The 12,255-nt window shown below is 49.6% G+C and carries 12 protein-coding genes; 4 read left to right on the top strand and 8 right to left on the bottom strand.

Going from position 1 to position 12,255, the window contains the following annotated elements; translation table 11 throughout:
- Nucleotides 1-157: 157 nt before the first annotated feature.
- The 8 genes from treC to BW42_RS10530 form a co-directional block, all read right to left on the bottom strand.
- On the bottom strand, nucleotides 158-1,798 hold the full coding sequence (treC, locus tag BW42_RS10565) for an alpha,alpha-phosphotrehalase (protein WP_197026234.1): 1,641 nt from the start codon (nucleotides 1,796-1,798) through the stop codon (nucleotides 158-160).
- 21 nt (nucleotides 1,799-1,819) lie between these two features.
- The gene (gene treP / locus BW42_RS10560) at nucleotides 1,820-3,259 is read right to left on the bottom strand and encodes a PTS system trehalose-specific EIIBC component (protein ID WP_035410688.1); all 1,440 of its coding nucleotides are present in this window, start codon (nucleotides 3,257-3,259) and stop codon (nucleotides 1,820-1,822) included.
- Nucleotides 3,260-3,441: 182 nt separating this feature from the next.
- The gene (treR, locus tag BW42_RS10555; protein ID WP_035410685.1) at nucleotides 3,442-4,149 is read right to left on the bottom strand and encodes a trehalose operon repressor; all 708 of its coding nucleotides are present in this window, start codon (nucleotides 4,147-4,149) and stop codon (nucleotides 3,442-3,444) included.
- 128 nt (nucleotides 4,150-4,277) lie between these two features.
- Complete coding sequence (locus BW42_RS10550) at nucleotides 4,278-4,925, bottom strand: hypothetical protein (RefSeq protein ID WP_035410682.1); 648 nt, start codon at nucleotides 4,923-4,925, stop codon at nucleotides 4,278-4,280.
- 11 nt (nucleotides 4,926-4,936) lie between these two features.
- Complete coding sequence (locus BW42_RS10545) at nucleotides 4,937-6,295, bottom strand: alkaline phosphatase (RefSeq protein WP_035410679.1); 1,359 nt, start codon at nucleotides 6,293-6,295, stop codon at nucleotides 4,937-4,939.
- 169 nt (nucleotides 6,296-6,464) lie between these two features.
- The gene (locus tag BW42_RS10540) at nucleotides 6,465-7,442 is read right to left on the bottom strand and encodes a hypothetical protein (protein ID WP_035410676.1); all 978 of its coding nucleotides are present in this window, start codon (nucleotides 7,440-7,442) and stop codon (nucleotides 6,465-6,467) included.
- Nucleotides 7,435-8,301: an ATP-binding cassette domain-containing protein gene (locus tag BW42_RS10535; protein WP_035410673.1), complete on the bottom strand. Its 867-nt coding sequence runs from the start codon at nucleotides 8,299-8,301 to the stop codon at nucleotides 7,435-7,437. Before BW42_RS10535 ends, BW42_RS10540 begins: the two co-directional genes overlap by 8 nt.
- Nucleotides 8,295-8,663: a GntR family transcriptional regulator gene (locus BW42_RS10530; protein WP_035410669.1), complete on the bottom strand. Its 369-nt coding sequence runs from the start codon at nucleotides 8,661-8,663 to the stop codon at nucleotides 8,295-8,297. The genes BW42_RS10535 and BW42_RS10530 overlap by 7 nt, the downstream gene beginning before the upstream one ends.
- Before the next feature lie 156 nt (nucleotides 8,664-8,819).
- On the opposite strand from BW42_RS10530, the gene prfA reads away from it, so the two are divergent.
- The 4 genes from prfA to BW42_RS10510 are packed head-to-tail and all read left to right on the top strand — an operon-like array spanning nucleotide 8,820 to nucleotide 12,254.
- Entirely contained in the window at nucleotides 8,820-9,878 is a 1,059-nt protein-coding gene (gene prfA / locus BW42_RS10525; RefSeq protein ID WP_035410665.1) for a peptide chain release factor 1, read from the top strand.
- A complete protein-coding gene (gene prmC, locus BW42_RS10520) occupies nucleotides 9,878-10,726 on the top strand; it encodes a peptide chain release factor N(5)-glutamine methyltransferase (protein ID WP_035410661.1) in 849 nt (282 codons plus the stop codon). Before prfA ends, prmC begins: the two co-directional genes overlap by 1 nt.
- Nucleotides 10,723-11,721, top strand: coding sequence for an L-threonylcarbamoyladenylate synthase (locus BW42_RS10515; RefSeq protein ID WP_035410658.1), 999 nt, complete (start codon nucleotides 10,723-10,725; stop codon nucleotides 11,719-11,721). Before prmC ends, BW42_RS10515 begins: the two co-directional genes overlap by 4 nt.
- A 17-nt stretch (nucleotides 11,722-11,738) precedes the next feature.
- Nucleotides 11,739-12,254 carry a low molecular weight protein arginine phosphatase gene (locus tag BW42_RS10510; protein ID WP_035410655.1) on the top strand — a complete coding sequence of 172 codons (516 nt, stop codon included), beginning with the start codon at nucleotides 11,739-11,741 and terminating at the stop codon, nucleotides 12,252-12,254.
- Nucleotide 12,255: the final 1 nt, after the last annotated feature.

The raw sequence follows: 12,255 nt of genomic DNA, 5'->3' as shown, positions 1-12,255 counted from the left end.
CTTTCCCTGACAAAAGCATGTACCATGCTTTCTTTTCCTGTAGGAGTCGAGGGATAGGCATTCACATTCTATATCTATTCAACAAAAGAGAAGATTGGCTTCTAGGATATGCTAGAAACCAATCTTCTCTTTTTTGCATGTGCTCCGTCTCATTCAATCACTTTTTACGATAAAGCATCAGTGATTCATAAGGTCGTAACGTTAAAGTGTACCCCTCTGTCTGCATCTGCTGATAATTATGAAGCAACACCGTATAGTCCGATCCGTCATGAGGTAACGTGAACGTCGTGTCCGTTCCGTAGAAATTCGAGACGACGAGTAATTCTTCTTCACTCGTTGCGCGTTCGTACGCCCAGAGTGATGGATCGTCCGGTGTCAACAGCCGGTATGAACCGTCCGTCAGCACGTCATACTGTTTGCGGAGCTGAATCAACTGTTTGTAATGATGATAGACCGAGTTTGGATCTGCGACAGCCGACTCGACATTGATCTGATTATACGTCGGCGAGACCGGGATCCACGGTTCCTCTGTACTAAAGCCACCGTTACGTGCAGTCGACCACGGCATCGGTGTCCGCGCATTATCACGCGATTTTTGACGAATCGCAGCGAGAATCTCTTCTTCCGGAACTCCTTTTTCTCGTGCTTCTTGATAGGCATTCAATGTCTCGACATCACGGTAGTCGGACAGATTCGTGAAGTCCGGATTCGGCATTCCGATCTCTTCTCCTTGATAAATATACGGTGTACCTTGCAAGCCATGAAGCGTTGTCGCGAGCATCTTTGCACTCTCGACACGATACGCGACGTCGTCACCAAACCGGCTGACGACGCGGGGTTGGTCATGGTTACACCAAAATATCGCGTTCCATGCTTGTCCGTTCATGCCAGTTTGCCAGTCGGAGAAAATTTGTTTCAACTGCTTGAAGTCAAACGGTGCAGCCGTCCATTTCTCACCGTTCGGATAATCGACCTTCAAGTGATGGAAGTTGAACGTCATCTTCAGTTCTTGATTTTCGAGCGAAGAATATTGAAGACAATGTTCAAGCGACGTCGACGACATCTCACCGACCGTCAAGAGATCGTGTCCGGCAAAAACGGCTGCGTTCATCTCTTGCAAGTAGTCATGAATGTTTGGTCCGTCCGTATAGTACGCACGTCCGTCTCCCTCGGGATCATTGGGAAGCCCTGGCGTCTTCGAGATCAAGTTAATGACGTCGAGTCGGAAGCCGCTGACCCCTTTATCGCGCCAAAAGCGCATCATTGCGTAAACGTCTTCCCGGAGTCGGGGATTTTCCCAGTTCAGGTCCGCTTGCGTCTTGTCGAATAGGTGCAAGTAATACTTACCAGCTACCTCATCGAATGACCAAGCAGGACCGCCGAACTTCGATACCCAGTCGTTCGGTGTCTCGCGCCAAATGAAGTAGTCATGATAGGGACTGTCCGGATGACGTCCTTCTTCGAACCAAGCGTGTGACGTCGAGCAGTGATTGACGACGATATCCATCATGACCGACAGACCACGTCGTTTTGTTTCTGCGAGTAACGTCTCGAAATCATCCATCGTTCCATACGAGGGATCGATCGCGTAATAGTCACTGACATCATATCCATTATCGTTTTGCGGTGAGGCATAGACCGGCGTCAACCACAGGTAATCGACACCAAGATCCGCCAGATAATCGAGTTTGGCCGTGACCCCGCGCAACGTACCGGTCGCTTTGCCCTCCGGACTATAAAAACTCTTCGGATAGATTTGATAAACGGCGGATTTGCGCCAATCGGTTGTCGTGATCATCAGATACACACCTTTCTGAAATTACGCCGCTTTGTTCAGTGCGGCTTTTTTTGCGCGTTTCGTTGAGACATAGTGGAACAGGAACGTACAGGCAATAGGAACGATAATTGCGATTACCATGCCGACAATGAACGATAGAATCGACCCGGGTACGATCGAGATGAAAGCAGGTAAGCCACCGACACCGATTGCAGGAGCAAGGACACCGCTGACTGCGATGAAGGCAGACGCGATTGCTGATCCGACGAGTGCCGCATAAAACGGATATTTGAATCGAAGATTAACCCCGAACATCGCTGGTTCCGTGATCCCAAAGTAAGCGGATAGTGCCGACGTCGACGCCATGTTCTTATCGTTGACGTTTTTCGCGAGGAAGAGCATCGCAAGCGTTGCTGAACCTTGGGCGATGTTCGAGATCGCGATCATCGGCCAGATAAACGTCGTTCCATTTTGTCCGATCAACTGTAAGTCGACGGCGATGAACATGTGATGCATGCCGGTGATGACGAGCGGTGCGTAGAGTGCACCGAATAATAAGGCACCGAGTAACGGAACGGCTTCGAACGTATTGACGACACCAATCGTGATCCAGTCACCGACTTGACGCGTGACCGGTCCGATGACGGCAAGGGCAAGGAAGCCCGTTAATGTGATTGTCGTAATCGGTACGACGAGTAATTGAATCGCATTCGGTACGCGTTTTTTGAGCCAGCGTTCAATCGTACTAAGGACATAAGCAGCGGCGAGCACAGGGAGTATTTGTCCCTGATAACCGACTTTTTCGATTTCAAACAGACCGAGAATGTTGAACGTCGGGATTTCACCTTTTAGAGCACTTTGTCCGTAGTTCCATGCGTTTAAGAGATCTGGATGAACAAGCATCAGACCCATGACGATCCCGAGGATCTCACTTCCACCGAAGCGTTTCGTTGCCGACCAGCCGACGAGTGCCGGGAGGAAGACGAAAGCGGTATTTGCCATCATATTGATCAGGTCCCATAATCCTTGTAGATTCGGATAACGATCAATCATCGTCTTGCCACCGAATTCGATACCGAACAGATTATTGATCCCCATTAAGAGACCAGCGACGATGATCGCCGGGATGATGGGCATGAAGACGTCGGAAAAGACTTTGATCAACTTTTGGAACGGGTTCATTTTCGCCGCTCCTGACGATTTAACATCTGCGATCGTTGTCGCCTGCAAACCAGTCAGTTGAATGAATTCAGCATAGACCCGGTCGACGTCTCCGGCACCAATGACGATTTGATAGACACCCGCGTTCAAGAACGCGCCTTTGACGAGCGGAACTTCAAGTAAGGCTTCTTGATCGACAAGCTCTTGATTCTTAAGCGTTAAACGAAGACGGGTGACACAGTGAGCTGCCTGCTCAACGTTCTCCTTACCTCCGATGTTCTCAATGATTTGCTCTGCAATCTGACGATAGTTTGGTTTCATCTCGATGCTCCTTTTTGGAAGTGACATACTCGACCACTTTTGAAATGAAAACGTTTTCTTATCTGCGCACACTTATCTTAACTTATCTATATAAGTTGGTCAAGAACTTATATAGATAAGTTAGGGAGAATAAAAAAGAGAGAATCCGTCATCTACGAATTCCCTCATCTTGCAGCCTATATTCAACGCCGTGCAATATCAGTGAACTGAAACTTATCGAGCCGGTGACGCGATTCCGTCCGTTCGAAATGTTGTCCTTCATAGAAATACGTATCGTTCGTGACGACGATGACGTGTGTCATGTCGTGAAGATCAAGTCGTTCTTGGTCTTCCCGTGTCGCAGGGCGCGCTTCAATCTTTCGTTTCGCATAGCTGATCTGCCGGTCGAGTGTCTCTTCGATGTAATGATAGATGGACCCTTTAGCAATGTCAGCGGTTAGGCCGGGCACGAGTGCGGTTACGAAATGATTAATGTCACGGATGACGCGTTCGCCATCAATCTGACGAATCCGCTCAATACGGGTTATGTCTGTTCCTTGTGCCACATGCAATAACGAAGCGAGCTCAGGACAGGCGGAGAGCACTTCGCACGATAGTACATCCGTCTCGACGGTATGACGCCCCATCCGGCGATGTGCTTCCGAGAAGCTGACGATGCCGTTGAATTGGAACTCGATCGCTTCTTGCGACAGGACGAAGACACCTTTCCCCTGGTGTTTACGGACGAAGCCTTTTTCTTGCAGGGCATCAATCGCTTTTCGAACCGTTCCGCGGCTCGCCTCGAATTCATGCATCAATTCCGTTTCAGAAGGTAATTTCGTTTCGGCCGGGAGCGTTCCTTCCTGAATCCGCTGTGCGAGCTCGTGATAGATGTTTAAATACTTCGGCATATGATCCGTCCTTTACACTCAAATAATGTCTTTAGTGTAGCATGGAACGATTACAGGCATCAAAATAGCTCCACCTATGATCCGGATATGACCGGAAAATAGATAGAGCGTAGAAGTGTGAATGTCAGTCAACGAAGAGACATCGAAAACGTCGTTCCTTTTTTGAGGACATCTTGTTTTTCATCGAGAACATCACTCGTCAAGAGTTCAATCGAGTCAACCGGATGTTCCAAGATGAAGCCGAAGTTACCACTCCGTGACTCGGACGGGGCATAAGTCTTCGCAAGCGACTCCAAATAGACGTCGTCCTCGAGCGTCTTTTCTGCCGCAGCATCGAGTTTGAAGTGGGCGACAGGATTGAACGTGACCGGTTCATTACTTGTGTTCTTGATCGTGACCCGTGTCTTGATCAAATCAAAGGATTCATCGTGCGTAAAGCCATGGAAGAAATCAATCATGCCATAGCTTGGACGAGCATGGAATACTTTGATCTCTTCGATCGTCATCTCGATCGGACCAATCTTCCGTGTTTCGTTCACTCGTTTGAATTGTTTAAGCGTCAGGTCGCCCTTATCATCCGTGACGGTCTGATCGATTTTTGTCAAATCGCGATCGTCTGGAATTTGCGGGTTTGGAACGTAGGCGCTTGTTTTTTCAAGCGATACCGGCTGCTCCTGTTTCGCAGACGCTGGTTCTTTTGGTGTGTCTTGTGATGCTGAAGTGCCACAACCAGCGAGCACCGTCCCGAGCATCAAAGTAGCAAGTATCTGTCTCATGAACATTCTCCTTATTTCTTCGATTTCAAGAGATCGAAGATGATTTTCGCGTGATCCGTGTTGTCGACTTGACCAGCGAATCGGTCTTTCGCAGGACCGAACGCATAGACGGGTACGTCTTCACCCGTATGACCACCTGTCGTCCAGCCCGTATGCGAGCGTTCGTTGAAGATCTCTTCGATGGCATTATCGATGTCGAGTAATGTTTTCGATTCAGCAGCGCGAGAGACGCTGTCGATTTCTTGATCCGTCAAGGCGAGTTTGTCTTGGTCGATGTACTTCATTAACGTTTTCCGTACGTCCGCGCCTTCGACGATTTGCTGCGCCATGAAGTCAGGTGTCTTCTTCGCTGCTTTGATTGGCTCAGCGAACCAGTTGTAAATGCCATCCGCACCAATCGAGTAACCGCCAGTCGAGTGGTCGGCTGTTGCGACGACGAGTGTATGCTTATCCTTCTTCGCGAAAGCGATCGCGGCTTTAAAAGCACGTTCGAAATCTTCCATCTCACTCATCGCACCGACAATATCATTGTCGTGTCCTGCCCAGTCAATTTGACTGCCTTCGACCATCAGGAAGAAGCCTTTTTTATTCGAATCAAGTCGCTTGATTGCGGCGTTCGTCATTTGAGCAAGTGACGGGACTGAGTTTTCGCGATCGATTCGTTTAGGTAATCCACCGTCTGCGAACAATCCGAGCACTTGTTTATTTTTATCCGCTTGCAATTGATCCAGATCCGTGACGTAACTGTAACCGTCTTTTTTGAATGCTTTCGTCAAATCAACATCCGGACGGACGAAGTTCGACTTACCGCCACCGAGCATGACGTCAATTTTATGCTTCCCATTGACGCGTTCCTTGAAGTAATCGTCTGCGATCGCGTTCATGTTCTTTCGGCTCTCATCATGAGCACCGAACGAAGCAGGTGTCGCATGCGTGATTTCCGATGTTGCAACGAGTCCTGTTGACTTACCACGTTCTTTCGCTGCTTCAAGGACGGTCTTGACTTCCGATTTATCGTTATCAACGGCAATCGCTGCATTGTACGTCTTCACACCAGAGGACATCGCTGTCGCGGCAGAGGCGGAATCGGTGATATTCTCCTTCGCATCTTCCGGATATGTCATCTGTTGACCGACGAGATAGGGATCAAAGGCTGTTTTTTCAGCCGTCGTCGTCGAAGGATCGTTCTTTAAGTAACGGTGTGCAGACGTGTATGAGACACCCATGCCGTCACCAATCAGGAAGATGACGTTCCGGATTTCGGGTGAGTGAGTATGTTTGGCTTTCGCTTCGGCTTCCGGCGTCGAAATCATCGTACTCAGGGAAAGGGTCGATAAGGCAAAAATCGGGATCAGACGTTTTAGTTTCATAGGGATTCCTCCTCGAAAGGTAATGGGTTATGGCGCTATGACCTACAAACACAACCTTACGCAGAAAATATGAAATCCATATGGACCGTCTGTAAAGGTTTGTGAAGAAACGATGACAAACGAATAGCCCTTCTGAAAAATCATCTCAGAAGGGCTACTTGTGTATAGATTAGCGACTCCACCCGATCATCCGACGGTAGGAACTGAACGTCGGCCATGCGAGAATGACGATCGCGAGCCAGTACAGGAACTGGTTCTCGGACGAAATCAGACCAATGATTCCTGCGAGCAGGATCGTCGTGTAGATCGAGAACGTGATGATCAGTGCTGGATGTAGTTTTGGGAAAATGGTGAACCGACCGAGTCGTTCGTTCGCTCCGCGGATATATAGGCGGCTACCAAAGAAGAGTAAGGCAATCGTCAAAGCTAAACAGAACAAGACGGGATATGTTAGATTCAGATCGACATTACTTTCGAAAAAGAGTGCGAAGGGTGTCGTGATCGTCATCAGGAAACTTGTCGGCTTGTCTAATTCCTCGTAGGTCACACCGAAACCGAGCAGGGCGACAGCGTAGATGCTGAAATACGTGAAGTAGTTCAAGAACAAGAAGAACGTGCCGAGCAACAGTTGTCCGATGATATCACCAGCGATTGTTCCGGCGAATAAGAAGATCGTCAAAATCGTCACATCAAATAGAAGGAAAAGACCAAAATCTTGGAAGAGTGACGACCACGTGACGTAATCAAACGGATTGATACCGCCGAACGCTTGCAGCAACAACCAGCTGACGAAGAAGCCGATGATCGGAAACAAGATCAGTGTTACGACGCCAATCGCCCATTTGATCCAGAACAACCAGACCTTCGGAAACGGTAACGCGTGCAAAATCAGGCTGCGACCACTCCCGCGCTCGGAACCGAGCATCAGGATCGCGAAGACAGCAATGAGAATCGCTGCGAATCCGGCGAAAAAGGGACTGACGAGTACGGTGTTGAGTAGAGCAGGTTGCTGAGAGGCCTCGTAATTCTCGAACTCATTGATGACGGTATAACTGCCGAACCCATAGCTGAAGATCGCAAGCAGAATGAAACAAGCGAGCGGCCAGATGCCTTGTTTGATATGATAACGGATCAATTGCTTAACCATGTCGTTTCCCTCCAAATGTCCCTAAGAAGTAATCTTCCATCTGCACTGGCAAAGCATCTTTTAACAAGGGGTTCGTCGTTTCAAGATACTGCGCGCCTGCATCGGATAAGACGAGCAATGTCACGACCCGACCTGTTTGGGATAAGACGTGAAGATCAGCATGTGACAATTCCGGAACGTCCTCATAGACGACTTGCCATTTCTGCATGCTGGCTTTGGCGTCGTCGAGTGCCTTTGGTTCGCGGACGAGATGCTTTTCGATCGTCATGACACGGTCAGCGAGTGAATCAAGCTCTTCGAGTTGGTGTGAGGCGATCAAGACGGCAGTTTGGCGCTCCGCAAGTAACGAGACAAGCTGCTTTAAGTAATCTCGTTTGTTGATTCGATCGAGTCCGTCTGTTGGTTCATCCAGTAAGAGGACCGGAGCGTTCGTCGCGAACGCAAGTTGAAGAAGGAACAACTGGGCTTGTCCTTTGGATAATGACGTCACGCGACGTCCGCGATCGAGGTTTGACGAACGACAATAGTTTTCGATGTACGTTTTCTCGAAGTTCGGATAGAACGCATTGTAGAAGTTGATCAGTTCGCCGAGTGTCATCTGGCGATAGACGGAAACAGAATCCGGAACGAGGAAAAGGTGCTCACGTGTCTTCGGGACGTGGTGGATCGACTCGCCATTCCATTCAACTTTTCCGCGCGTTGGCTCAAGAGCACCGACAAGTGTTTTCAGTAATGTCGTTTTTCCGGCACCATTACGCCCGATCAACGCAGTAATCGTTCCTGCTGGTAGAGTAAAGGATGCATTTTCATAAATCATGGTACGGTCAATTTGTTTCGTTAGATGAGAAACGGTCAACATGAGGAATCCTCCCTAATGTGTAAGATGAGTTGATAGAGTTCTTCGTTTGAAATGGAGAGTTCGTCGGCGACGGAACAAAGACGAATGAGTGGATCTTGAATGGCGGCTTTCTTGACTTCATGAAGTGGAATATCTGAGATGAAGGAGCCTTTGCCGCGCATCGTGACGATGAAGTTGCGGCTCTCGAGTTCCTGATAGGCGCGGGAGACAGTGTTCGGATTGACAAGGAGTGTACCAGCAAGTTCACGGACGGATGGCATCTGTTCGCCGGAGCGGAGTAGACCACGGGCAATCGAGCGGATGATTTGAGCGACCAACTGTTCATAGATCGGTAACGGACTTTTCGGATCAACGGTGAACATTTCTTCACCTCCTTAAGTGTACTAATTCAATTAATACACCAATTATAGGAATTTAAAACCCGTCTGTCAACGTTTCTTTTCAAGAAGACGATGACGCCATCGATCGCAATATTTGCTATACTGACGACAGAAGAATCGCCAGGAAGGATGACCGAGATGTTGGATCGATTGAGTGCGTTAGAGGACCGTTATGAAAAACTGAATGATATGTTGGCTGATCCAGCCATCATCAATGATACGAATCAATTGCGAGAGGTCTCAAAAGAGCAGTCACAACTTGCGCCGACTGTCGAGACATACCGTGTCTACCGCGAGAAGATGGAAGCTTATCAAGAGGCACGTCAAATGTTGACGGATCCGGAGATGCGCGACCTTGCGAAGGAAGAAGTCGCGATGCTTGACCCGGAGATCAAAGAGCTCGAAGCCAAGCTGAAAGCTTTATTATTACCGAAGGATCCAAATGACGATAAGAACGTCATCGTCGAGATTCGTGGTGCGGCAGGCGGAGACGAGGCAGCTTTATTTGCGGGTGACCTTTTCAAGATGTACTCGAAGTTTGCTGAGAAACAGAGCTGGAAGATTGAGATCATCGATGCAAGCTACACGGAACTCGGTGGCTACAAAGAGATCATCTTCATTGTCAAAGGAACGGGTGCTTATTCGAAGTTGAAGTACGAGAACGGGGCACACCGCGTCCAACGCGTTCCGTCAACGGAATCCGGCGGACGGATTCATACATCGACTGCAACGGTTGCGGTGTTGCCGGAAGCAGAAGACGTCGAAGTCGAAATCCATGATAAGGATGTCCGAGTCGATACGTTCACGTCGAGTGGACCGGGTGGCCAGTCCGTCAATACGACACAGTCCGCTGTCCGTGTCACGCACGTGCCGACGGGAATCGTCGCCAGCTGTCAGGATGAGAAGTCGCAAATCAAGAACAAGGAAAAAGCGATGAAGGTCTTGCGCGCGCGTGTCTACGATAAGATTCAACGCGAACAGCAAGCTGAATATGATGAAAAACGAAAGTCGGCAGTGGGTACGGGTGACCGTTCGGAACGAATCCGGACGTATAATTTCGCACAAAATCGGGTGACGGACCATCGCATCGGATTGACGATTCAAAAGCTTGACCGAATCTTGCAAGGCGAGATGGATGAAGTCATCGATACGCTCGTCATGGAACATCAGGCACGGGCATCGGAGGCGGCAAACTGATGCGGATCGCAAAACGTCTAAATGAGGCAAAAACGATGATGGAACAAGCAGGACGCGAGGGTTCAAGTGCCGAATGGTTACTCATGCACGTCTTGGATGTCGACCGGATCGGACTCCTTGTCCGTCTATCAGATGAATTGACGCCGGAGCAAGATTTACGTTTCAGTGAATACTTGCTTGCTCATGTTCACGGCGTGCCCGTTCAGCATTTAATCGGCTATCAGCCGTTTTATGGACGGGATTTCCGTGTCACACCGGATGTCTTGATTCCACGACCGGAAACGGAAGAGTTGATCGTCTTCGTCACGGAGCGTCTCAAACGTGAGTCGTTCACCGCGGGACAGATCGTCGACATCGGAACTGGGAGTGGAGCGATCGGAATCACGCTCGCCCTCGAACTCGAACAACCGGTCACGACTGTCGATATTTCACCGGCCGCGATTGCGGTCGCGAAGCAGAATCAAGCGACGCTTGGTGGGGACGTGACGTTTCTCGAAGGGGATCTACTGGCACCACTTGCGGACGATTCCGTGCGGGTGCTCGTCTCGAACCCTCCTTATATCGAGGAAGAAGAATTGCTAAGTGAGGTCGTATTCGACCATGAACCGCATCTCGCTCTGTTTGGTGGAAAAGACGGTCTCGTCTTTTACCGACGTCTAGTCGAGGAGAGTGGACGGGTTCTACGCGACGATTTCCGACTGATTGCGTTTGAAATTGGACACAATCAAGGACTAGAAGTGCAAATGATGTTAAAAGAACGTTATCCAAGTGCGGAAACGGGTATTTTAAAAGATATAAACGGTAAAGACCGTATCGTGTATGCGGAACGAAAGGATTGTACAGCGTGAAGACGGAAATGATTGATTTACAGACAATGGATGAAGCAGTTCGGTTATTGCAGGAAGGAGAGGTCGTGGCGATGCCGACCGAGACCGTCTATGGTCTCGCAGGGGACGCAACGAACGAAGCGGCTGTTCGGCGAATCTTCGCCGCGAAGGGTCGACCTTCCGACAATCCGCTGATTGTCCATGTCGCATCCGTAGAACAGGCACATCAGTTCGTCACGCACATTCCCGATGTTGCAACACGTTTGATGGAGGCGTTTTGGCCAGGAGCCTTGACGATCATCCTCGAATCGAACGGCACCGCATCCACACTCGTCACAGCAGGACTAGATACGATCGGATTACGGATGCCAGATCATCCGCTCGCGCTTCAATTGATTGAAGCGACAGGGCTGGGTCTCGCAGCACCGAGTGCCAACCGTTCTGGAAAACCTTCACCGACGTCATCTGCGCATGTCGCACATGACCTCTCGGGACGCATCGCTGCGATCGTCGATGGAGGGGAGACGGGCATCGGGGTCGAATCGACTGTCATCGATTGTACGATGACGCCACCGGCGATTTTACGACCGGGTGGCGTGACACGCGAACAAGTCGAGGCAATCATCGGTCCTGTCACACTCGATCCTGCCTTATCGATGAAAGATGTTACACCGAAGGCACCCGGGATGAAATATACCCATTATGCGCCGGAAGCGACACTGTCCGTCGTCGAAGGGGATCTTTCATTCTTACAGCAACTCATCGATGATGCACGACAAACCGGACACAAGACGGGCGTTCTTCTGTTCGATGGAGAGGATGTCGACGCAGATGTTCGCTGCTCCCTTGGTAATTCGATGGAGACGGCGGCACAACGTCTTTACGATTGTTTACGGCGATTTGATCAGACGACGGTGGATCAGATTTTTGTACGAGACCTATCAGAAGAAGGGGTGGGGCTTGCGGTCCGCAACCGCCTCCATAAAGCAGCAGGTGGTCGGGTCATTCGCCCTTGAAGAAGGAGGATACGGAGATGAGCACACGTCGCGTTTTATTCATCTGTACAGGAAATACATGCCGTAGCCCGATGGCGATGGCGTTACTACGCTCGAAAGTCGCTGATCAGGAATTCGATGTCCGTTCAGCAGGACTACGTTCGATGCAAGGATTCGATGCGTCCGAGAACGCATTACAAGTGTTACGCGAACGCGGCATCGAACTCGAGCACTATACGCAAGTCTTTGATGATGTACTCGGACGCTGGTCTGACATCATCTTGACGATGACGCGTCAGCACAAGCAGGAAGTCGGTGAACGCTATCCGGAACTGAAGGAACGGACGTTCACCTTGTACGAATATGTGACTGGGCTTGAACGGGATATCAACGATCCGTACGGTGGATCGATGAACGTCTATCGCCAAGTACGTAATGAACTCGAACCCCTCGTCAATCGTCTTGTGTTAAAATTAACGCAGAACGGAAACGGAAGAAAAACTCCGGACACACGGAAGCTTCCGAAAAAACAACCTAAACAAACGGGGGAATAGT

This window comes from Exiguobacterium sp. RIT341 (assembly GCF_000632205.1).
Taxonomy (GTDB): domain Bacteria; phylum Bacillota; class Bacilli; order Exiguobacteriales; family Exiguobacteriaceae; genus Exiguobacterium_A.
The sequence above is the reverse complement of the archived record's forward strand: the minus strand, read 5'-3'. Positions and strand labels throughout refer to the sequence as shown.